Source organism: Arthrobacter nitrophenolicus (genome assembly GCF_000332815.1).
Classification (GTDB): Bacteria; Actinomycetota; Actinomycetes; order Actinomycetales; family Micrococcaceae; genus Arthrobacter; species Arthrobacter nitrophenolicus.
This window is the reverse complement of sequence record NZ_AOFD01000070.1, coordinates 1-19,775: the sequence shown is the minus strand read 5'-3', so window position 1 is coordinate 19,775 and position 19,775 is coordinate 1. Positions and strand designations below refer to the sequence as shown.

The 19,775-nt window shown below is 63.8% G+C and carries 22 protein-coding genes and 4 pseudogenes; 14 read left to right on the top strand and 12 right to left on the bottom strand.

Translation table 11 applies throughout. From position 1 onward, the window contains the following. Positions 1 to 1,210: 1,210 nt before the first annotated feature. The 4 genes and pseudogenes from G205_RS18420 (at position 1,211) to G205_RS18410 (ending at position 3,276) form a co-directional block, all read left to right on the top strand. Positions 1,211 to 1,411: a hypothetical protein gene (locus G205_RS18420; protein WP_009359341.1), complete on the top strand. Its 201-nt coding sequence runs from the start codon at positions 1,211 to 1,213 to the stop codon at positions 1,409 to 1,411. 74 nt (positions 1,412 to 1,485) lie between these two features. Further along, the gene (locus G205_RS18415) at positions 1,486 to 1,698 is read left to right on the top strand and encodes a hypothetical protein (protein WP_009359340.1); all 213 of its coding nucleotides are present in this window, start codon (positions 1,486 to 1,488) and stop codon (positions 1,696 to 1,698) included. Between the two features lie 312 nt (positions 1,699 to 2,010). After that, positions 2,011 to 2,094, top strand: a pseudogene (locus tag G205_RS23230) (recombinase family protein); the annotation flags it as partial. Positions 2,095 to 2,667: 573 nt separating this feature from the next. Further along, a complete protein-coding gene (locus G205_RS18410) occupies positions 2,668 to 3,276 on the top strand; it encodes a hypothetical protein (RefSeq protein ID WP_235047082.1) in 609 nt (202 codons plus the stop codon). A 57-nt stretch (positions 3,277 to 3,333) separates the two neighbouring features. Here G205_RS18410 and G205_RS18405 read toward each other — a convergent pair whose 3' ends face one another. Next, positions 3,334 to 3,723 carry a hypothetical protein gene (locus G205_RS18405; protein WP_235047078.1) on the bottom strand — a complete coding sequence of 130 codons (390 nt, stop codon included), beginning with the start codon at positions 3,721 to 3,723 and terminating at the stop codon, positions 3,334 to 3,336. Positions 3,724 to 4,089: 366 nt separating this feature from the next. Here G205_RS18405 and G205_RS18400 point away from each other — a divergent pair, with 366 nt between their 5' ends. Beyond that, positions 4,090 to 4,473 carry a hypothetical protein gene (locus G205_RS18400; protein ID WP_009359337.1) on the top strand — a complete coding sequence of 128 codons (384 nt, stop codon included), beginning with the start codon at positions 4,090 to 4,092 and terminating at the stop codon, positions 4,471 to 4,473. A gap of 205 nt (positions 4,474 to 4,678) precedes the next feature. Then, a complete protein-coding gene (locus tag G205_RS18395; protein ID WP_009359336.1) occupies positions 4,679 to 5,233 on the top strand; it encodes a hypothetical protein in 555 nt (184 codons plus the stop codon). A 77-nt stretch (positions 5,234 to 5,310) separates the two neighbouring features. Here the strand turns inward: G205_RS18395 and G205_RS18390 are convergent, their stop codons facing one another. Genes G205_RS18390 through mobC form a run of 3 tightly spaced genes read right to left on the bottom strand, consistent with a single transcriptional unit; the run spans position 5,311 to position 8,236 of the window. Further along, entirely contained in the window at positions 5,311 to 6,258 is a 948-nt protein-coding gene (locus G205_RS18390) for a hypothetical protein (protein WP_009359335.1), read from the bottom strand. Between the two features lie 17 nt (positions 6,259 to 6,275). Beyond that, complete coding sequence (locus tag G205_RS18385) at positions 6,276 to 7,832, bottom strand: relaxase/mobilization nuclease domain-containing protein (protein ID WP_009359334.1); 1,557 nt, start codon at positions 7,830 to 7,832, stop codon at positions 6,276 to 6,278. After that, positions 7,832 to 8,236, bottom strand: coding sequence for a plasmid mobilization relaxosome protein MobC (gene mobC / locus G205_RS18380; protein WP_035753767.1), 405 nt, complete (start codon positions 8,234 to 8,236; stop codon positions 7,832 to 7,834). The genes G205_RS18385 and mobC overlap by 1 nt, the downstream gene beginning before the upstream one ends. Positions 8,237 to 8,657: 421 nt before the next feature. On the opposite strand from mobC, the gene G205_RS21400 reads away from it, so the two are divergent. The 3 genes from G205_RS21400 (at position 8,658) to G205_RS18370 (ending at position 9,981) form a co-directional block, all read left to right on the top strand. Then, positions 8,658 to 8,918: a hypothetical protein gene (locus G205_RS21400; protein WP_083875114.1), complete on the top strand. Its 261-nt coding sequence runs from the start codon at positions 8,658 to 8,660 to the stop codon at positions 8,916 to 8,918. A gap of 10 nt (positions 8,919 to 8,928) precedes the next feature. Then, positions 8,929 to 9,237 carry a hypothetical protein gene (locus G205_RS18375; RefSeq protein WP_035753777.1) on the top strand — a complete coding sequence of 103 codons (309 nt, stop codon included), beginning with the start codon at positions 8,929 to 8,931 and terminating at the stop codon, positions 9,235 to 9,237. Between the two features lie 276 nt (positions 9,238 to 9,513). Continuing rightward, entirely contained in the window at positions 9,514 to 9,981 is a 468-nt protein-coding gene (locus G205_RS18370; RefSeq protein WP_035753764.1) for a peptidase inhibitor family I36 protein, read from the top strand. A gap of 161 nt (positions 9,982 to 10,142) precedes the next feature. On the opposite strand, the gene G205_RS21395 is transcribed toward G205_RS18370, so the two are convergent. The 5 genes and pseudogenes from G205_RS21395 to G205_RS24215 form a co-directional block, all read right to left on the bottom strand. Beyond that, a complete protein-coding gene (locus G205_RS21395) occupies positions 10,143 to 10,325 on the bottom strand; it encodes a helix-turn-helix domain-containing protein (RefSeq protein ID WP_083875113.1) in 183 nt (60 codons plus the stop codon). Positions 10,326 to 10,365: 40 nt separating this feature from the next. Continuing rightward, positions 10,366 to 10,632 carry a ParB family protein gene (locus G205_RS18365; protein ID WP_009359330.1) on the bottom strand — a complete coding sequence of 89 codons (267 nt, stop codon included), beginning with the start codon at positions 10,630 to 10,632 and terminating at the stop codon, positions 10,366 to 10,368. 100 nt (positions 10,633 to 10,732) lie between these two features. Next, the gene (gene ssb, locus G205_RS21390; protein WP_009359329.1) at positions 10,733 to 11,314 is read right to left on the bottom strand and encodes a single-stranded DNA-binding protein; all 582 of its coding nucleotides are present in this window, start codon (positions 11,312 to 11,314) and stop codon (positions 10,733 to 10,735) included. 51 nt (positions 11,315 to 11,365) lie between these two features. Further along, on the bottom strand, positions 11,366 to 11,671 hold the full coding sequence (locus tag G205_RS18355) for a hypothetical protein (RefSeq protein WP_009359328.1): 306 nt from the start codon (positions 11,669 to 11,671) through the stop codon (positions 11,366 to 11,368). Then, a pseudogene (locus tag G205_RS24215) lies at positions 11,668 to 11,808 on the bottom strand (thioredoxin domain-containing protein); the annotation flags it as partial. The pseudogene G205_RS24215 and the gene G205_RS18355, both read right to left, overlap by 4 nt. A 521-nt stretch (positions 11,809 to 12,329) precedes the next feature. Here G205_RS24215 and G205_RS18345 point away from each other — a divergent pair. The 3 genes from G205_RS18345 (at position 12,330) to G205_RS18335 (ending at position 15,095) form a co-directional block, all read left to right on the top strand. Beyond that, positions 12,330 to 13,055 (top strand): tyrosine-type recombinase/integrase, encoded by a 726-nt coding sequence (locus G205_RS18345; protein WP_235047076.1) that lies wholly within the window; start codon positions 12,330 to 12,332, stop codon positions 13,053 to 13,055. A gap of 22 nt (positions 13,056 to 13,077) precedes the next feature. Next, positions 13,078 to 13,380 carry a helix-turn-helix domain-containing protein gene (locus G205_RS18340; protein ID WP_009359325.1) on the top strand — a complete coding sequence of 101 codons (303 nt, stop codon included), beginning with the start codon at positions 13,078 to 13,080 and terminating at the stop codon, positions 13,378 to 13,380. 650 nt (positions 13,381 to 14,030) lie between these two features. Further along, entirely contained in the window at positions 14,031 to 15,095 is a 1,065-nt protein-coding gene (locus G205_RS18335; RefSeq protein ID WP_152419623.1) for a site-specific integrase, read from the top strand. A gap of 162 nt (positions 15,096 to 15,257) precedes the next feature. Here the strand turns inward: G205_RS18335 and G205_RS23225 are convergent. Together G205_RS23225 and G205_RS21375 are read right to left on the bottom strand one after the other, a co-directional pair. Then, a pseudogene (locus G205_RS23225) lies at positions 15,258 to 15,389 on the bottom strand (glutaredoxin family protein); the annotation flags it as partial. Between the two features lie 453 nt (positions 15,390 to 15,842). Beyond that, positions 15,843 to 16,530: pseudogene (locus G205_RS21375) on the bottom strand (SOS response-associated peptidase). A gap of 160 nt (positions 16,531 to 16,690) precedes the next feature. Here G205_RS21375 and G205_RS18320 point away from each other — a divergent pair. Together G205_RS18320 and G205_RS18315 are read left to right on the top strand one after the other, a co-directional pair. After that, positions 16,691 to 17,362, top strand: coding sequence for a helicase associated domain-containing protein (locus G205_RS18320; protein ID WP_009359322.1), 672 nt, complete (start codon positions 16,691 to 16,693; stop codon positions 17,360 to 17,362). Positions 17,363 to 17,551: 189 nt separating this feature from the next. Next, positions 17,552 to 17,779, top strand: a complete 228-nt coding sequence (locus G205_RS18315) for a DUF2188 domain-containing protein (RefSeq protein WP_009359321.1) — start codon at positions 17,552 to 17,554, stop codon at positions 17,777 to 17,779. 319 nt (positions 17,780 to 18,098) lie between these two features. Here G205_RS18315 and G205_RS18310 read toward each other — a convergent pair whose 3' ends face one another. After that, positions 18,099 to 19,451 (bottom strand): ParB/RepB/Spo0J family partition protein, encoded by a 1,353-nt coding sequence (locus G205_RS18310; protein ID WP_009359320.1) that lies wholly within the window; start codon positions 19,449 to 19,451, stop codon positions 18,099 to 18,101. Between the last annotated feature and the right edge of the window lie 324 nt (positions 19,452 to 19,775).

Sequence of the window (19,775 nt, the reverse complement as noted above, 5' to 3'; positions counted from 1 at the left end):
AGTAAAAGGCTGCGTATCTCATCGGATGCATCGTCTTGTCGCGCGCAATAACTGCTTCAGCTGACTTCAAACGTGGGCGCCGTATCCTGGGTGCCCGGCGGCGCTCTATTGTCTAGCCATTCTGGCAGCATGCAACTTTTACACGCCTAAGCGTTGGATGCATGCTGGGCGTGCCCAGAACGGCCTCGGCTTGCTCCAGCAGCCTCGGAGAGTCAACGGTCAGTACCTCGACGTCGCGCTGCAGGGCGACTGACTGTGTCCGCACAGGCGCGAAATCCGGGCCGGTATAAGCGGCAAAATGATCGCGCAGCGCTTGGCGGTTTCCATTGCCCCGGCCATGGCTGCTGCGGTCTGCAAACTAAGTACGGCATCACTTGATGCCGCGGGATCCTCTGCTGTCAGAGCGGCCAACAGCAGGGACAGCCGCATCTGCTGCAGCTGAAAAAGTCGTGAGAAATTGGAGTGCCAGGGGCCCCCGTATCGTCAGCGATGTCCCGCAGGCTTTGCAGGTCGAGAAGGTCGAGAACCGGGTGATCCCCAGTGATGCGTGGCGATGCTGGTGCTGAAGGAGCTTCAGCACCCGATGGTTCCGAACTTCCGTAGCTGCGGGTTGTTCTGCACAGAATTTGTTGATCGTGGTACTCAAGCGGGATCGTCGTAAATTACGAGCGCGGCCAACGACCCCGAACCCCGTTAATGGCCAGGCGCCTGCATGACCTGACCATGCCCTTCCTCAAAGGATCAAGCGAGTGCCTGCCGGCGATCAAGATTCGCTCAAGGTTATACGCGGCACCGGAAAGGCTTTACTGCCAATTTGCTGGAGTAAACCTAATGTTGAAATATAGGTTTCGACACAGGGAAGCCTGTCGGACTTGTGGTTTTCCAAACCCGGGCGGGGCCCATCATGTGTGTCATTTCATCTAGTTGTTAGGTCGCCAGCTACCCGCCATGACCTGACTAAGCCGCCTTGGCAGACCCTGGAACCAGCCAGACAAGCCAGCGTGCACCACTGGCCAAACTAAGCCAAGCCCGGGCATCCACAGACCCCCGTGGAACGACCAAGCGGTCAAAACAAACAGCACAACCTCAGAATCCTCAGGGACGGAGCCACAGGAGGGCCGCCGGAGGATTGTGGGGACTCAGCACTGTTCCGGCAACCAGTCAGTCAAAGGCTTTGCCGCCCTCATGCATTGGACGATGGAGACAAACGATGTCGACCGACGACGCAATTATCATCGAAGCCCACGATCGCGCATCCAGAGATCTGCAGCTCGAGGAGGCCACCCGCCTGCTCAGCGAAAAGGCAAAGGATCGGGGCATTCTAATCACCCGATACAGCTTCAGGTCATTCACTGCCACCCTCAGCTCCGGTGTTGAATACGGGCTTATTCAGGAATTGGACCTGCTGTGAAACCAGCCACGAACCGCTCCCATCCCCTCTCGCCCGGGAATGATGCCGGCGTTAACTGCCAGGCAGATGGCGGGATGGCCGCAGCGCTCAGACGACTGGCCGGCCTCGTGGACGGATGCCCGCTCGAGCTTGCCCAAAGCCCCGAGGACCTCAAGGCGATCACCTGGATGTGGCAGTCCCTGGAAGATCTTGAAGCAACCATAATCGGCCTTAGCCAAGGTACTTTGCCACCCTTCCAGGATGATTGGGAGTACCAGTCCTCGCCTGCAGCCAGCCTGATGTCCTGACTGGGACCATGTTTGTTGAATAGTCTTGGGAACGGATGCCGGCTGCAATCGGGAACTTATATGCAGCTGTCGCGAAAAGGGAATGTAAAACGCCCTCGCGGGGCTCAGGAAAGGCTGTGAAATGCCCCGGCCCGGCCCGGCGCGGACCGGGGACAGCTCTCCGAACTGCCCCTGGCGGGACCGTGAAAATCGACTTTCGGAAGCGGTGGGTACTCTGCAGCTTGGCCAGCAGAATCTTCGTGCGGTCGGGACGTGGTTGGATCAAGGGGGCGTTGGGCAGCGGTCGCTGACCAGTCCCAAGCCAGCGTATCCGCGTACGGCAGCCGAAAGAAAACGCTGACGCCCGAACGGGCGGCCGAACTGGTCCAACGCGCCGGCAGCGGCATCCCGAAAGTCCAGGCTGAGGCACACCCCAACCTGACGTCAGGAAGCAAGAATAAAAGCGTCAGAATAGGGTCAAACCAGGCTTTCGACACTCTCCGCTGAAAAGGTCCTAGACTTCAGCCTGGCGGTCATGCTGCCCACCGCTCCTACCCCCGGGATGCCCGATCCTGGATGCTGCTTTGTGCAGACAGTGTCTGCACAAGCAATTATGTCGGCGACCACTCTGCCGCCGATGCGCACAACAGCTGAATTGTCCAAAGTTCTCTGGACAATTCAGGCTGGTTCCCGCGCTGCTGATCGTCGAAGTCGTTATCCAGACGGTGGGCGCATCGATCAGGCAGGCGCTTTACTCCGCGCTGCCGGTTACTACGGAGTCCGGTTCGGCCCGTTCCAAGCCGGCAACGAGGTGACCCTCGTCGGGAAGTGCTCTCTGTTCCGCTACGGGTGCCGATGGCCCCATGGCAAATGTCCCACAGGCTGTAGGACATTAGGATCAACAGAATGTCAACGAAAGTTGCTATTTATCACCTGTTTGTCAACTGAAGTTGCTAGCATTCATAATGTCGCTGTAGCAATCGATGGGTGATGAAGGGAAGCGCGATGGGCTGGTTTACCGAGGGCACCGAGCATGAAGGCTACGTCGTCTGCGTCTTCGCCGACGGCTTGTACGGGTCCGGCGGCAGGTGGATGGAGATCGACGTGATGACGCCGGACGGTCGGCCGGTGGAGCATGAGACTGATCCAGACCGGCGCGCGTGGCGGTCGCCGTCTCAGGTGGTCGGCTGGCGGGTCGCCTGCAGCTGTGATCCCTTCCGGGAGCACGTCATCTTGGACCCGTTTTGGATACGGGTCTGGGATCTGGCCGACGAGGACGTCGCCGCGGGGCGCATCTACGCCGGGCCGCCGGCCAGCGCCGATGCCGCTGATATCAGCGATCGGGAAGACTTGGAGCCAGTATTCCTTGACGTGTGGCGCCGCCATGTTGCCCCCGACCTGTCGTTGCACACCATCGGCACCCTCAGCCGGAGCCTAAAGGAGCTCGAGGCCCAGCTCGACGATGCCGTGGCGGCCGCCAGACGGGCGGGCGTTTCCTGGGACAAAATTGGTCGGGCGTTTGGGATCAGTCGACAAGGGGCCCAAAAGCGCTGGGAGACCGTGTCCGCGGCTGTGGTCGGCCGAACCGAAGACAACTGAGGGCTTGCCCCTGCGCAGTTGGTCCTCCAGCACGGCAGAAACTCAGGCGCACATTCGTCACCTCGTGGACGGCCCAGTTCGCGGTCGCTTCTGCGCATGTTCGAACTGCTCCCGGGCTTTTCTAGCGGACATGCCGAGGGCGGCACCGATAACCTCCCAGGAGTCCCCGTTAGCGCGAGCGGCGCTGACGGCGGCGTCCAGCTCAGCCTCGGCCTTCGCGGCTGCCGTACGGGCAGCTGTGATCCGGCGGTAATCCGCCGCGTTCCTGTCCACGTGAGGCGCCGGGCTTAGGCGAAGGAGCGTACCGTCCACACGCAGCGGCGCGGCCAGGTGCTCGATGTGCAGGACGTAACCTTCTTCGGGTGCCCGCTGAATGTAGAGGGTGAGGACGGAGCGTCCCTCGCCGTCATCAAAGTCGACTTTCCCGTAGCTTTCACTGGGGCCCACTGGCCATGGGCGCGGTCTCAACCGTCCGCTAGCTTCGTACTGCGGATCGTCGATGTCTGCCCCGACACGAGTATCGGGGGCTTGGGCTCCGCGAGAGGTCATAGCGGCCGTTCTCCTTCTGTTGTTGTGATGTCCGCACGTCGGCATGCGGGCACCACTGGAGTGCAGATACCAGTACAGGCTGTTGCGGGTTGAAGCGCACGAGTACTGGGTACTCGATCTTCCCCTCGTGGGCTCCCTGGCGTATGAGGAAGGGCCCGCTCCCCCACCTACCCTTCCCAAGACTCCTGCCCGCGGCTAAATAGTGGTTTTTTGGTGTTTTAGTAGTAGGTGGAGGGGTAGGGTTAAAGCGGAGAAGGAGGATGGATGAGCATTTCAATTGATGTTGGCGCGGCCCATAGCGGTACAGCACGCCTGGGCATCCGGGAGATTGTCCGGCAGCTGAACAGCGCGCTCGGCGCCACACTGGTCGCCGCGCTGGCCGGCAGCAAGGACTCCAAGATCAGCTATCGCTGGGCCCGCACCGATGGGCCGGAGCCCCGGCCGGAAGCACAGGCCCGGCTGCAGCTCGCCCACCGCGCCTGGACGGCTGTGTCGAGCGTGGAGGGCGAACACGTGGCCCGGCTGTGGTTCGTGGGTGCCAACCCATGGTTGGGTGAAATCTCCCCCGTCGAAGCGATCAAGGACATGCGCGCTAAAGAGGTCATGGCAGCCGCAGCAGCCATGACTGAGGACAGGTTCTCCGGTTGACGGGAATCTGCTCCGGTACCGGCCTTGCTACATTGAAGGGCCGATCACTGGATACCGGATCGCTAAATCGTCCTATGGTCCCCTGAACCCGCTGCCGCGCAGCGCCGGAGCACCCGATCGCTCATCCTGGTCACGCTTCGACACCCCGGGGTCGACAATCTACCTTGCCGGGGATCGCCGCACAGCCTATGCCGAAACCCTTGCGATGGCCCGGGTCGGCAAGGACTTCCGCGACGCCGTTACCTTCGCGGCCCGGCAGTTCGACCTCCCAGTAGAGGTTGCGCAGAAGATGATCCACGACGACTGGACCAGGAACGGGAACATGGTACCCGGCTGGTTGCCGGCAAACTGGCGGGACGGGCGCCTGATGTACACGCTGCGGATCGACGAGCCCATCCGGTGGATCGATCTGACCGCCGCCGAATCGATCGCCGCCCTGAACCGCCACCTTGGCCAAACACTCGACGATGCCTTCGGCATTGGCACGATCACCCTGGGCACGCTTGCCGGTGAGGACCGAGGCCCGACCACGGCAATCGCTGAATGGCTGCGTGAGCAAGTGCTGGACGACGGGAACTACGCCGCCGGCGTCCGGGCCCACTCCAAGTACGGTGGTGGCCTTTGCTGGGCCTACTGGCTGCGCCGGCAGGATGACCGCCTTGGCCCCGACCCTGTCCTGGTCGAAACCGAGGCCGAAATCCACCGCAACGATGCCGATCTCAACTATGTGCTCGCCCTCTACGGACTTGAATGCCGGTAATCAACCGGATCACATGGGACAAGGACAAGATGGCAGGCCAAAGTCATGCGGTTCCCAGGTGCCCGGCGCTTCGGAACCTACCGGCTCATGCCTTTCTGAAGAAGCTTCGTCAGGCCGCTGGTTCCGCGTGTCTTGCGGGCCTTCGGATTGCGCCCTGATCCATTAGCCACCGCTGCACTGGGCGGCGTGCCCTGATCCTGGTCGGCAGTGAGCCGTGCTTGTACTGCTTCCCGGTCGGCTATGCCCTCCAGGCTGGTGACTAATGCCTGTCGTCGTTCGGCTGAGTCGTATTTGGCTCCTGCTTCGTCGCGCAACTGCCCGGGACCTTGGTGGTTGTCACGGGCAGTTGTCCAGTCTGAAACCAGCTTCCTTTCCATGTCATTCGAGACAGCTACGCTGTCTGCCCAGCCGTGCCGTAGGTCCCAGTTGTGTGCCTCGTTAGGGTTCGTCTCATGGAGCCAGGCCAGCGCGCTGTCCAGGTCCTCCTTGGAGGGCCTCCCAGCAGCCTCCGCCTGTTTCCTGTCTTCCCGGTCGGCTTCGGCCAGCAGCTGCGTGGCTTGGGCGTTCTCGTCTTGGCCGGCGCGGCGTTCCTGGCCTGCCTGTTCGCGGTCCCGTTCGGCTTGTGCCAAGGCCTCGGCTACGGACGCTTCATCGACGCCGAGGTTGTCCACGTCCAGACCGTAGCGGCGCTGGACCTGGTCGCGGATCACCTCTGCCGCGTCGCGGGCTGCCGGGTCGTGGTCCTTCCACGCGGTGGCTGTCTCGTGTGCCCTTTCGACGTCGCGGCCGGTGGCTGTGTCCCACCACCGGTTGTCCATGACCGGGGCGAGCTGGGCACGGGCAGCTGACCGCTCCGCGTCGAACCGGGCCTGCAGTTCGCGGGCCTGTTGTTCCTCCGCTGTCTGGGCGCGTCGGAGCTCTTGCTCGCGTGCCCTGGCCAGCTGCTCGCCGAGCCGGCCTGCGACGGTCAGCCCGACGCGGGACATTCCCTCGATTGCTTCTTCGATGCCGTCAGATTCGCTCATGGTTCCCCTCGTTGGTGTTATCTTTCGATGTCCGGGCGGGTCGTAGTGCTTCGGATGGTGTCGGTGCGCGCCGGGACGTGCTTGGGCGGCAGCACGGAACCGGCAGAGCGTCCCGTGACCTGGCCGGCGGTGCTTGCCTGAACTGCCGCGGCCGCTTCGGCGTCTACCGATGGCTGTGCCGCGGGGACGCTGGGCAGTGCCGCGGCGACCTGGCTGAGGTGGTGCTTGACCATATGGCTGATCTGGCGTGCCCTGCGCAGGTCGTTGGATGCCTTGTGCATGTCGTGGACGGCCTTGGCGACGTTGAGCAGCTGGCGCAACATGATCGCCTGTGCGGCGGTTCCGGTGCCGCCCATCGACGCTGCCATAAGCATGAGCGATGCTCCGCGGGCCGATGGTCCTACACTGCGGACGGGACGGACCGGGTAGCGGCGCAGCTGTGCCGTTTTCGACAGCTCGTCCGCTGCTGCCGCGAGCGGTCCAGGCGTTGCCTCGGTAGCGGTTGACCACGCTGCGAAGGCACCGGATGTCTCGCGTGCAACGTGCGCCCAGGTCGCGTGGTCATCCAGCGGGACGGAGCGCAGCGTTTCACGGAGCCGGGCAACCTCGTCGCTGTACTGTGCCCACAATTGCGGGTCGGGTTCGTGGGCTTCGCGGCCGATCGTGACCGGGCGGCGTCCACGTGCAGCTGCCTGCCATTCGGCGACCGCATCGCCGGCGCCTTGCGGGCTGTCAGGCCATTCGGCACGGAGCTTGGGCAGGGCGAGGTCTTTGGCGAGGTGACCGCCGCCGAACCAGACAGGCCGGCCACCTTTCGGGGGCCATTCGGCCACGCTGTAACCGACCACGACGTCGTCGCGGCCGGACGCGTACCGCGGCCGGACCAGGGCGCCGGTGCGGCGGAGGCGGCGGATGAATTCGGCCTCATCCTGGGCTGACGTGGCGCAGGCACGGACCTTGCGTTCGAGGGACCGGCGTTCCGGTTCCGGGGCTCCCCGCCGTTCGGATGCTTCGCGTTCACCGGGCCGCAGACCGCGGGTGGAATGCGTGGGCGAGAGTTCTTCGAGGCCGTACTTTTTCTCCAGTGCACGGGCGGCTTGTTGTGCGCGGGGGAAGTCCCGCCAGCTGCTCCACTTCGTGCCGTCTTCGCGGACCATGGACGCGGCGATGTGGATGTGGTCGTTCCCGGCTTTGCTGTGGCCGTGACGGATCGCCACCCACTGGACCGGGGCGCGTCCGCTGGCTTCGGTGAATCCCATCTCGTCCATGAAGTCCTGCGCAATGTCAGCCCACTTCGCATCGGTCAGGTCGCCTTCCTCGGCGCGCAGTGACAGCGAGCAGTGCCAGACATGCCCGCCGGAAACCTCCACGCCCAGGACGCTGCGGGCACGGTCCAGTTCCTTGGCAATGGCCTGGGCGGCGTCGGCGTTCAGTTCGTCGTCGTTGTGCCAGGCCATGATCGACGGTGAGCCAGTGACCAGGTGCGGGTCGGTGTGCTCGTTCGCCCGACCGGGACCGGCAAGGTACGCGATGAGCCCGTGCATGCGTGTGCCCTTGGTGATGTTGGGAATCATCAGCGCACCATCGCATCCAGCATCGTATTGAGCCGGTCAGCGACCGCCCGCACCCGGGTCAACACTGTGCGTGCAGCTTCAGGGAATTCGTCCGTGGCGTTCGCGTGCCGGGCCAGCTGGTTGACGTTGTTCGACAAGGCGGCAAGGTAGCGGCGGGCCGCGATGAATTCCACGGCCACCGCCCGGCGTTCAGCCAAGGACTCGGAGTTCTCCGCGTACAGGGCAGCACTGACCAGAATCTCCGACGGACTGCGCCCGGTCCGTTCCTCCAGCACCTTCAACTGAGCACGTTCAAACGTCGACATCGACACCCGCACGTAGTGGGTCTCACCGTTAATGTTCGCCCGGCGGCGGCGGGAGAGCCGGCCCGGGGGTTTCCGTACTGACTTCGGCTCTTCAGTCATCCCGATCCCCTCCCCCAATGCCCAGCGCAGCGCCCCGGAACCTCCGGGCCACACTCACGAGTGTGCCGCATCCAGGTCCGCAGGCCGGGGATCAACACGCGGGTTATGGCACATAACCGCCTAGCTTGCTCCGGCAAATCACCTGCGCCCCTGTTTGGCGGTTGGTGTGGTTGCTGGGCACTGACCTGCAGGACGCTGCGCGTCTTACTTGCCCAAACGACTGCGTCGTTCCGTTTCGGCTGGTGAGGCTACTGCCCGGTCCTTCCTTGGCAAGTCTCCACAGCCGGCTTTCGCGGCATATCCTCGCTCCGCTCCGGTATTCCACGGTCCGGCTGACTCCGACTGGCCAATTCCCTCACCGGCCAAGTTTCGGCAAGCGTGCCGAAAGGAACGCGGCATAGGGTTAGCGAAAGGTACAGTCTTGGCTCTCATCTCACCATCCACCGTGGCCACGCAATACGGGATCTCTTCGGCGCAGCTGCGGCAATGGCGGCAGCGCGGTGTCGGCCCCGAATACTTCCAGTTCACAGCACGCACCATCAGCTACTCCGACGACTACCTGCGCGACTGGTTCAACGATCCACGCAACGCCGAACTCCTGGCAGAAACTCCTCCGGCGAACGTCAACGGGTCATGTCGGGATGGGCGCGTCCGGCGCAGTGGGCGCCGCGATGCTCGCTAGGCTGGATCCCATGGCTAACCTCGACCTCGAACAGACACGAAACCAGGCCCGCGCGCTGCTGGACTCCCGCATTGAATCCGTCACCGCCCTGGCGCGCAGCCGCCAGAAAATTAGTGAGTTGAGGGATCAACTCGTCGCCGCCGAACGCGATGACAAGCGCGCCTACGTACAAGCCACACGCGACGGGTGGAGCGCGGAAGAACTGAAGAAACTTGGCCTCGAACCGGCGGCGGTCAAGCGCCGCCGGACAGCAAAGCGGTCCGCCGAACCGGAGCAGGAAGCCGAGCAAAACACCGGCAGCTCCTTCAGCGAACAGTAACCACCGCAAGCCACCCCGCGTTGAAACCCAACCGATCGGTGGCAGGCACCGATCAGGCCGGCTACACCCAAAGAAGGACCGGATTTCCGGTCCTTCTTTGGTTATAGCCTGGGAACCTGAAACCTGATCGGACGTGTGCGCGGATCCCGGCCGTCAGCGGTGGTTAGGGCAGATGTCCCCATGGCGCAGTACGACAAGGATGCAAGAGAATGATGCCGGCGCCTTTCCTTGGGCGCCCGGATGATAAGTCCGCGAACAAAATGACTGGGGAACTTCATGAAACTCGCGATGCATAAAACAGCTACCGTTGGCGCCGTACTCGCCCTGGGTGCCGGTGCCTTTCTCGCGGGCGCGCCCGCTGCCAACGCTTCAGGCTCCGGGACTGCGTGCCCGTCAGGACGGGTCTGCTTCCACTTCAATTCCGACTTCCAGGGCGCACGGGCCGACTACGCCTACAGCGACGCCGGCATGAGCAACGAACTGTTCACCGACGGCCCCGCAGGGCGGAACGGATGGGGCGTCCAGGTCAACAACAACGCAGCCTCGGTCATCAACAACAGCGGCCACACCCTCTACCTCTACACCGAAGCCAACTGCAACGCCTGGAGCATGGTCGGCGGCGGCGGCCTGTTCCCCGGCACCCGCTACAACCTGTCTGCCTTCAACGCCAAAAACGACATCTCCTCAATCCAGATCGCCGGGGTCGGGTCAGACTGCATCTCCCGGGACCAGTCCTGGGCTTAGCCCCACACCTGCCCGGTGACGGCATTGCCGTGTCGCCTCTGGGGGTCGCTGGACATGTCACGGCAGCGTGCAGGTTTACAACCAAGTAAGCCGTACCAGGAGACACCGAAGACCGGCACCCGCGGGTGCCGGCCTTCACCTTTGTGGCAGACGACGAGGACTCACTCCGCCCGCGACTGCCGCGCGACGTACTCCTCCAAAAGGCGTGTCTCAACCCGCCACTGACCCCGCCCAACCCGGAACGCAGGCAACGCCCCTGAGCGCACCAACGCATAGGCCTGATCAGCAGATATCCCCAGCACCTCGCAGACATCAGCCAAGGTCAAAAATCGCGTCTCACCCACAAGAACTCACCCCCAAAAAAACCGCGCAACAACGCTCACGTCAGGCTTCCTCACGTCGGTGCCGCAATTCTTCCCTTCGGCGCTGTCCGCGGCGCACGCCACCGACATTCACCGGCGGCCACGGCTTCCCGCCGTTGTACTTGCGCTGCCGGCGTTTCACCTCACGCATCGTCGCATAGACAATGAAGTCCGAGACGCTCGCGTCACCTTCCACCTCCCCTGTTTCCAGGAAGGCCGCACGGACCTGGTCAGCCTGTTCCTCTGTGAAGTACGGAGTGAAGGCAGGAATCTTTTTCGGCTTCGGCATCGGGCTCCTTACTCATTGGACGATACGCCCCCGGACGCCGTTGCAGCCCGGTCGCCACTGGGCCGGGGCTGCAACGGGTAACGGTGGTAAGGCACCGTCCTTATTGGACGTAGCCGTTGCGTGGGGCGTTCTTCCCGAACCAGGGATCATTGTCGGCGTACCCTTCAGTGCCGGTCTCGGCTGCGGCAGCCTCCTGTTCCTGCTGGGCTTTGAGCCGGTCCCGCCAACCGATGCGGGGGGCCTCATCCACTGCCGGCGTCTCGTCCTGTGCGGGTGCGTCCTGCCGTGCCGGGGGTTGTTCCCCGGCCGGCTGCTTCGCGGGCGAGCCGACGGCCTGGGCTGCGGTGTAACGCAGGGAGAGCCCGATCTCGTCGACCTCGAACTCGATCACAGTGCGTGTCTCCCCCGTTTTGGTTTCGTAAGTGCGGGGCTTGAGCCGGCCGCTGGCGACGACGCGGCTACCCTTGGTCAGCGACGCCGCGGCGTGCTCTGCCGCTTCGCGCCACACAGTGGACCGAAGGAAGAGAGTATCCCCGTCCCTCCATTCCTTCGCCTGAGCGTCGAAGCTTCTGGGCGTCGAGGCGATGGTGAAGTTCGCGACCGCCGACCCGCCCGGGGTGAACCGGAGCTCTGGGTCGCTGGTGAGGTTGCCGATGACGGTGGTAGTGGTTTCGCCTGACATGGTTTCGTTCCTGTTCTCTCTGGTTTCGTATTGGCGGTAGTGCTGCGGGGGTCAGTTCAGGTGGGCTACGGCCTGGGCATCATCGGCGTCGAGAAGATCCTCGAGGCGGTTGGTGAGCTGGTCGGTGTAGAGCTCGTGGAGCAAGTCACGGGTGGGGATCTCGTAGCCGTCCTCGTCGGGGCTGTCGGACGGCATGATCGTGCTGGCGTTGTAGATCCGTTCTTCGGGGTCGGACGCGGGGGCGCCGAGGCGGGTGAGGTTGAAGCCGATGGCCATCAGTTCGGGGTCGGTGTGGTGTTCGTCGGGGATGCGGTGGGCGGTGAGGGTGCGGATGACGTCGTTGATGTCGATGCTCATGCGGTTGCTCCAGTGATGGTGGCGGTGTGGTTCATGTGGGCTTGGACGAGTTTGTCGCGGCGCAGGCCGGACCAGTGGTCCTGGTCGTCGGCGTTGTTCACGACGACGGGTGCCTGGGAGTAGCCGAGCTCTGCTGTCCCTACTCCCGCGAGTTCGTTCGTAGGGCCTATCTGCACTTGGTTCGCGTACTGCGGATAATCCATGCTTGCGACTCTCTCATTGAAGACCGACAAAGTTTCAGGAATCGTGACGATGTCATGATATTTATGAGCAATGAGCAGCATTGATGAACCAGGGAAGGGGTAGTGGGCCTCGCCGCCGTCCGCTCGATTGGGATGGCCCAACCCCTGCGCTCCGAGCAAGACGAAGAAGACTTCGAGCAGGAGCTGATCGATCAGTATGCCCTGGCGCAAGTAGGGGCCGGGCTGACCGACAAATTCGTCCATACGGAGCGGACGACGGTGTTCGAGTTTGCCCGTTTTCTGGGTCGGCATTTGTGGACAGCATCGGAGTCGGACGCTGACCGTTTTCTTTCCTATCTGAGGCAGGAACGAGGCCTGGCGCGGACGACCAGGGAGGCCAAAGCCTCGACGCTTGGGCGCTTTTTCGACTTCCTCATTGCCCGGTATCAGGCGATATCCACGCCCTCACCGGTTACGTGGTCACCCAGCCGATCGATGAGTTCAATCGGCCCGCCAGCTCGTCCTCGGCCGCTTCCCGTATCCCGCCGAGCGACCCCGAGGTCGAGGCTTTGTTTTCGGGATGGCGCGAGGCGCTGCCTGCAGCACGGAAGTACCTGCCTGCCGCGAGAGATTATTTGGCCGCTTCGTTGTGGCGACGTGCCGGGCTCCGGATCAACGAGACGGTGATGCTCGATATCAAGGACTGGCGGCCGGACCTCGGAGAGCACGGCAAGCTGCATGTTCGGTTCGGTAAGGGAAGTCGCGGCAAGGGGCCGAAGCCGCGACTTGTCCCAGCCATCGACTCGGTCGATGCCCTGATGGAGTGGTGGCTGCGGGATGTGCGGCATCAGTTCGGCGACGATTATCTCGACCCCGACGCTCCCCTGCTGCCGAGTGAGCGACGGGACCGCGTCTCGGGCAGTTGCACGCGTGCCGGGGATGACACGCTCAGGGGCGGGCTGACGGCCGCGGTGGAGCGCTGGCTCCCGGCGTGGGGCGACCGACTGGGCCCTCACGGCTTGCGGCATTATTGTGCTTCCTCGCTCTATGCCCGAGGGATGGACCTGAAAGCTGTCCAGGAGTTGCTCGGCCACGAGTGGCTTTCGACCACGACGCGATACATCCATGTCCACTCCGAGCACATCGACCACGCCTGGGCAGTCGCGAATCAACGCGTCGCAGCCCGGCTGACAGGAGAATGAAACGATGCGTTGGAATCTTCGAATGGTGGCCGCCGAGCGCGGAATTTGGAAGTCGACCGAGCTGCGTCGTCGGCTCGCCGAGGCCGGCCTGGAGATCAGCGGCGGCAAAATGTCGGGTCTGTGGACCGGGACGCCCACGATGATACGGCTGGACGACCTCGACGTGATCTGTTCGGTCCTCGACTGCTCTCCGGCAGAGCTGATGATCCGCGAACCCGAGAAGGTCTCAGCCCGTCGGCCCCAGGCTGTCAGAACCGCTTCCGACGCTCCGCCACCAGCTGTCGTGCCCCGGCTCGGGCGCAACCGCTCCAGCCCGCCGGCATGAGCACTCCGCGGATATGCAGCACCTGCGGCGAACGCCCAGTCGCGTTTAGCGCCTACCCGAGGACGCAGTACTGCTATCCGTGTATGCCCGGCGGGCCCCAAGTCCCTCCGCCATGCCGACGCTGCGGTCGAACTGAGGGTTACTACACTGCTGGGTTGTGCGACCGCTGCCATCCGAGCGCCCCGCAAGCGATGGCTTCCTGCCGCGACTGCCATGCCTGGGGTGTAACCCGGATGCGTGAATGGCTCTGCACCGCCTGCCATGGATGGCGCAAGACCAAATCGATGGGCACCTGCCGGTCCTGCCACGCCGTTCTGGCGGTCAACGATGAACAGGCCTGCAGGCTTTGCTGGCACCAATACCGTGTCACTGGTGCCAAGGCTGCGGGCCTGGGACTGTTGGCGGCAAACCGGTCGGGGCAGCAACTGTTCTTTGCGGACCTCCGACATGTCGCAGCCAGCCAGCGTCGGGGCTACCGGCGCCCCGAGCTCAACGCAGCTCCGGGGTCCCGACCGGACGTCCTGACGTTTACTGCTGTCCCGTACCGACAACTGGTCTTGTTCGACTCCGAGAGGGACCTGCGCAGGGGACGGATACAAGGCTTCCCGTCCACCGCGCACCCGGAAATGGCTGCCTTTCTCAAACAAACGATGTTGGAACTCGCCGCCCGCCAAGGATGGAGCAGCGCCAACGTTGAGAAGGTCCAGCGAGGACTGGCGATCGTGCTCGCCCTGCAGGACACACCCGGCGCTCCGATCAGGACCAGTGAGGTCCTCCTGCTCAAGCAGCTCGGCCTGAACCGCACCAGAGTGCTGGAAGTATGTCAGACCGCTGAGCTGCTCCACGACGACCAAGGGCCAGCGATCGACCGCTGGGTAGCCGGCGCCATCGCCGCCCTGCCCCAGCAAATGCAGAGGGAACTCGCCCACTGGTACTCCGTTATGGCGTCCGGCAGCAAGACCCCACCCCGCAGCAAGCCCCGCTCGGAGACTACTATCCGCCTCTACCTCAGATGGTCTCTTCCAGCCCTTCGCACTTGGGCTGCCGGTGGCCACACCTCGCTCCGGGAAATCACCGCCGAGGAGATCCGAGCGGTCCTGCCTCCCACAGGCAATCCCCGCGCCACGATGGGCCGAGGACTCCGATGCATTTTCCGGGTCCTCAAAGCGCACAAGCTCGTGTTCCTGAATCCCCTGAACCGAATCCTGACCGGCGTCGAGGCAACGACGATTCCACTCCCGCTCTCGCCCACGAAGCTCAGGGAACCACTCAAGTCCACCGACCCGTCCACAGCCGCGGTGACGGCACTGGCTGCGTTCTATGGTCTCCGAACAGGCCAGCTCCGCAGCCTGCTCCTGACTGACCTGCACAGCGGATACCTGCACCTGGACCAGCGGACGATCCCTCTGGCGACCCCGGTCCGCGATCGGGTCAAGGCCTGGCTCGAATACAGGGAAGAGTGCTGGCCCAATACCGCGAACCAGCATCTGTTCATCAGCAGACAGAGCGCCACGGAACACAGGCCAGTCGGCTATGACTGGGTCACACGGCGCATTGGCACAACCACCCAGAAGGTCCGCGAAGACCGCATTCTCCAGGAGCTCATCGCCAGCAACGGGGACCTCAGGCGCATCTGCGACATGTTTGGACTCACGATCGGCGGAGCCAAACGCTACGCGGCGATCCTTGGGCTCACAGATCTCGCGGATGGCTAACTGCGATCCATCACCATCAAAGTGCGCAGCAAATTCACCGGACCCCACCAAGTTCATCGAACCCGAGGACTCTCCGCAGCAAGGACACACCAAGCCCCCTGAGTTCGGGCGTTTCGGGGCTTCGGTATTCGTGAACTCACGGGAGACGGTGATGTACTCCAGGGCCGCGGGGACTTCGGTGATGTCGACGGCCGTGTAAGTGATGCCCTTGGAGTCGAAGTAGTCCTTCGTCTTCTCGCAGTTGGGGCAGTCAGGCTTGGTGTAGACGGTGTAAGCGGCCGGTGTTGCAGTCATTTTCAGCACCTGGTTTCGTATCAAATGAGTTTCGTTCGTCTGTCTGACTTGCTGCTTCAATTCTACCAATCATTCAACTGAATGAATAGCTGTTTTACCGCGTTTTCTAGGCGTTATTTGCTTACAGTTTTGTGTCTCAAGGCACCCTTCCCGCCCCCTGGATCACGGCTACGGATGGTGAGCTTCGCCGCCGGTTACTGTGGTCATCCCCGCAGGTTCGCCAGTGCTGCAGCCCCCCTGTGCCTGAGAAGGCTCCTACCGGTGGGGTGATGTGCGCACCCGGCTGGAGTGGGGGTGCTGAATGGGTGGCGTCCCTGCTGAAAGAAACCCGGCCGTTGGCCCGGGTGGGTCGGCGAGGACGGTCTTGGTCCATGGGGAACCAAACCGTTTCACTCCCAGGCCATCGGGCCGGACCGGCGGCTGGCATGTGCTCGGCCAGCGGGTTACCCCGTCTTACTGGGCGGGTTGGATGAGTTCGGGGCCGTTGTTGCGGACGCTGTTGACGCTGGTGCTGACGATCCGTGGGGTGAGGACGGGATCGGGCAGGGTGTCGAGCAGGTGCTGGACGTCGTTTTTGTCGGCCAGGTCCGGGGTCGAGCCATTCGTTGATGCGGTCGTGCGGGATGATGACCGGCGACCGGTCGTGGATGTGTCCGAGCGTGTCCTGGGTGGTGGTGGTGAGTACGGTGCAGCTGAGCAGCCACTTCCCCGGATCGTCTTCGGGAACGGTTGGGTCGGCCCACCATTCGTAGAGGCCGGCGAAGGCCAGCAGCTCATCCTGCTCCGAGTACAGGTAGTTCGGGATCTTCTTCCCGTCCTCGGTTTTCTGCCATTCGTAATACCCCTCGGCCGGGACCAGGCAGCGGCGCTTCACCGCGGCCTTACGGAACGAGGGCTTCTCGAGGATACTTTCGCTGCGGGCGTTGATGAGCTTGTTGCCGATTTTGATGTCCTTGGCCCAGGAGGGCACGAGGCCCCAGTGGGCCACGAGCAGGTGCCGGTCGAGGGTGCCTTCGTCCAAGCGCTCGGCCACGATCGGCACGTCCTGGGTGGGGGCGACGTTCCAGCTCGGCGGGGGCGGGGTGCCTTCAACTTCTCGGGCCTCAAAGGCGCTGAGCAGGTCTCCGGTAGCTTTGGACATCACGTAGCGGCCGCACATGAGCCCATTCTGCCCGACCCCGCCACCATCCCAGCCCCTCAACCGGGGCACCGGAGTGCGGCGCCGGTTGTGTAGCCTGACATTCGGGCGGCACAGCCCGGGCCGGCCCCGGGAGCACTGGTGTTCGCGAAGGGGGCGGCGGATGGCTGGGGTGAGGCGGCAGGCGCCGGATCCGGAGTGGGTGCAGATGTACCGGCAGGGCGTGCCGGTGTCCAGGATCGCGGTCCTTTCCGGTGCGGCGGAGGCCACGGTCCGGTATCACCTGCAAATCGCGGCACGGTCGGAGCCGTCCCTGCGGGGCGAGCATGCCAGGGCCGTGCAGCCGGTTCCGAAGAAGCAGGATGAACGCGGCCTGAAAAACGTGGCCGACATCGTCGCCCTGTACCGGACCGAGGGCCGGTTGCCGAGCAGCAAATCCGCATCCATGCGGGAGCGGTCCCTGGAGTCCTGGCTGGCGGCCAAGCGGCAGCAATCCCAGAACGGGACCCTCTCCCCCGCCTACCGGGACGGGCTCCGGGAGATCCCGGGCTGGGACACCCCGCGGCGGCAGAAAGAGCAGCGCGAAGAGCTCTGGAACCAGCGCTTCACCGAACTCCTCGACTTCCGGGCGGCAGGCAATGACTGGCCACTCCATAAAGAAGCACCGTCGGAGCAGGAGCGGCTGCTCGGGGTGTGGCTGCACAGCCAGCGGATCACGTACCGGGACGGGACGCTCCGGCAGGACCGGGAAGCACGGCTGAATACGGAGCTTCCGGGTTGGCGGCGGGGCCGCCGGCCAGGCAGGCGCCCACACCCGGCCGCGGGTGCAGGGTGACGGCGCGCCCGCTTGAAAAGTAAGCATGCTTGCTATTAGTTTGGTGGCAGTTGCTCCGCCTGTCCACCATCAGGCGGAGCAACTGGCCAGGGGCGGCCCCGCATGACTGACTCGTGGTGCGGGGCTTTTCCGCTTCCCCGCGGTGGCGGGGGCAGGTGTCAGGGAACCGATCGGCAGAGGGAGTGTGCAGTGGCTCAGGGCGACATCGAGACGTTTTACGAGAACGGCGAGTGGAAGAACAAGCGTGAGGGCGCCGGCCGGGCGTTTGGGTCCGGGTACGGCACCAAGGACGAAGCGGTCACCGTCGGCCGGGACACCGCGAAGGCTGACAAGGTCGAGCACGTCATCAAGAACCAGGACGGACAGATCGCCGGGAAGAACAGTTACGGCAACGATCCGCACAGCGTCCCGGGCTGAACCGACGCGAGGACACGGGTTCTTTTGTAAACCCGGAAAGGAGCCGGCATGTGCCGGCTCCTTTCTGGTTCCTCTGCAAGAAATCTATGGTCAGTCTAGCTGAACTGGTGGCCGTGTTCTTGCTCAGCCTCGTTGCTGCAGCGCGGCGCTTGTGATGATTCCTGGTTGTCGCGATTACGGCGGTCCGCCGCTGGTGAGTGGTTGCTGTGGTTCGCGCCGGGCGGCGGACCGCCCGACTTCTGGAAGGTTCCTGGCCCTCGGATGATGAGTGGCCGGGGGCCTTGCCGGGCGGCGTTCGCTTCCGCCCGGCAAGGGGTTGTTATACTGCCGATTCTTCCTCGGCCGGTTGGCCGCTGTCGATGATGATTTGTTCGACCTCGCTGGCGGTGTATCCCCAGAGGACCAACTGGTTCAGATAGTCCCGGTGGGTTTGGCTGGGTGAGCGCCACGAGTCTTTTTGGATGGTCTTTTCATACCCGGCGCAGACCAGCGCAATCAGTCCGAACTCGGGCCGTGCGGTTGTTTTGGCGACGTGGTCCCGGAGCGGGTTCCACGCCCACTGGGTGGATTCTTCGAACTTCGCCCCGACCATGTCAGCGGCCACCTTGCCCTCGTAGCCGCTGGCGGTTTCGGGGTGGTGGGTGATCGCGTGGAGGGTGAAGTACTGCCAGCCTTTGGGGGCCTGCTTCTTGGCCAGCAGATTCTTGACCCATTCGCGGCGGACGGTGGTCGCTGACTGCATGAGCTTGTTGTTCTCGATCAGGGTCTTGCGGTCGGCCTTCTGCTCGTCGGTCATGGGGCCTTTGGGGGCCGAGGAGGTGCCGTCGTAGCGTTCGTACTTCGGGGTGAAGCCGAGGTCCTTCCATCCGGCAATCACCGCGTGGGTGGTGTGGTGGCCCCGGTAGTCGGTGCTGATCACGACGGCGTTGGTGTCCTCTTCGGTGGCTGGCTCCCCGTCAGCGCGCTTGGCTGACGTGAAGTACAGGTTCTCCGCGTCGGCGTAGTATCCAGCGTCCTCGACGATGGTCTTGCCCCGGGCTTCCAGCTCCTCTTTCAGAGCCGCGAGGGCGGCGGCGCTTTCGCGCTGGTCGCGCAACCGCTGGGCGACATGGTGAAGCTGGTCGGCTTCGTCCATGATGACCGATTCCAGTTCCTCGGTCGCGTCCTCGTCTCCTTCGAACTCGGCCAGGATCAGGGCTTCCTCGATGGTCCAGCCTTTGCCCAGGGCGGCTGATCCGGCGTCGGAGGACTTGGCCTTCAGCGCGGACTCGACGGTGGTCTTGGTCCGTCCTGTCTTTTTGGCGATCGCGGCGGCCGAGACGCCAATCAGGGACAGCTGGTGGTAGGCGTCGGCCTCGTCGGCTTCGGTCAGTTCGGCGCGCTGGATGTTCTCCACCACCTGCGTGACGATGCGTTCGCCCTCTTCCGGGCTGTCGATGATCATCACCGGAATCAGGGGTCTTTCGGCTTCGACGGCGGCGCGGGTGCGCCGCTGACCCATGAGGACGTGCACGGTGCCGTCGTCCTTGCGGTGGGCGATCACGGGTTCCATCACGCCGTGTTCTTTGATGCTGGCGATGAAATCGGGAGTCAGGGCGGCATCTTTCCGGACGTTGATATCGACGGTCAGGGTTGCCGGGTCGAGCATTTCGAGCGTGGGTGCTGCGTTCATGGTGTGTGTCCTTGCAGAGACGTGGGGTTTGGGGCGACCAATGGTGACCGGCCAGCTTCCCCTTCCCCCCGTTGTTTTTTGGCTGCTGGCGAAGCATCGCGGAGCTGTGCCCGAACTGGCCCGTCTACCCTTTGGGCAAGGGCCGAAAAATCTTGCGGGATCGGCGCGGAGCGTTGATCCCTGGCTGAAGAATTTTCGGCACGCAGGCCCCCGGAGGGGGCTAGACGGGTTGGGGCGGGCACGTACAATCCGAAGGACAGCAGCCAAAAACGTCGTAGACACACAGGGCCAGGGGGTCCGGAGCTCTGCGACGGCGCGCCCTGG

What these genes read in the sequence shown, in the direction of transcription:
- G205_RS18420 (WP_009359341.1), top strand. Translation starts at nt 1,211, where the DNA reads ATGTCGACCGACGACGCAATTATCATCGAAGCCCACGATCGCGCATCC.
- G205_RS18415 (WP_009359340.1), top strand. Translation starts at nt 1,486, where the DNA reads ATGGCCGCAGCGCTCAGACGACTGGCCGGCCTCGTGGACGGATGCCCG.
- G205_RS18410 (WP_235047082.1), top strand. Translation starts at nt 2,668, where the DNA reads ATGAAGGGAAGCGCGATGGGCTGGTTTACCGAGGGCACCGAGCATGAA.
- G205_RS18400 (WP_009359337.1), top strand. Translation starts at nt 4,090, where the DNA reads ATGAGCATTTCAATTGATGTTGGCGCGGCCCATAGCGGTACAGCACGC.
- G205_RS18395 (WP_009359336.1), top strand. Translation starts at nt 4,679, where the DNA reads ATGGCCCGGGTCGGCAAGGACTTCCGCGACGCCGTTACCTTCGCGGCC.
- G205_RS18390 (WP_009359335.1), bottom strand. Translation starts at nt 6,258, where the DNA reads ATGAGCGAATCTGACGGCATCGAAGAAGCAATCGAGGGAATGTCCCGC.
- G205_RS18385 (WP_009359334.1), bottom strand. Translation starts at nt 7,832, where the DNA reads ATGATTCCCAACATCACCAAGGGCACACGCATGCACGGGCTCATCGCG.
- mobC (WP_035753767.1), bottom strand. Translation starts at nt 8,236, where the DNA reads ATGACTGAAGAGCCGAAGTCAGTACGGAAACCCCCGGGCCGGCTCTCC.
- G205_RS18375 (WP_035753777.1), top strand. Translation starts at nt 8,929, where the DNA reads ATGGCTAACCTCGACCTCGAACAGACACGAAACCAGGCCCGCGCGCTG.
- G205_RS18370 (WP_035753764.1), top strand. Translation starts at nt 9,514, where the DNA reads ATGAAACTCGCGATGCATAAAACAGCTACCGTTGGCGCCGTACTCGCC.
- G205_RS18365 (WP_009359330.1), bottom strand. Translation starts at nt 10,632, where the DNA reads ATGCCGAAGCCGAAAAAGATTCCTGCCTTCACTCCGTACTTCACAGAG.
- ssb (WP_009359329.1), bottom strand. Translation starts at nt 11,314, where the DNA reads ATGTCAGGCGAAACCACTACCACCGTCATCGGCAACCTCACCAGCGAC.
- G205_RS18355 (WP_009359328.1), bottom strand. Translation starts at nt 11,671, where the DNA reads ATGAGCATCGACATCAACGACGTCATCCGCACCCTCACCGCCCACCGC.
- G205_RS18340 (WP_009359325.1), top strand. Translation starts at nt 13,078, where the DNA reads ATGGTGGCCGCCGAGCGCGGAATTTGGAAGTCGACCGAGCTGCGTCGT.
- G205_RS18335 (WP_152419623.1), top strand. Translation starts at nt 14,031, where the DNA reads ATGTTGGAACTCGCCGCCCGCCAAGGATGGAGCAGCGCCAACGTTGAG.
- G205_RS18320 (WP_009359322.1), top strand. Translation starts at nt 16,691, where the DNA reads ATGGCTGGGGTGAGGCGGCAGGCGCCGGATCCGGAGTGGGTGCAGATG.
- G205_RS18310 (WP_009359320.1), bottom strand. Translation starts at nt 19,451, where the DNA reads ATGAACGCAGCACCCACGCTCGAAATGCTCGACCCGGCAACCCTGACC.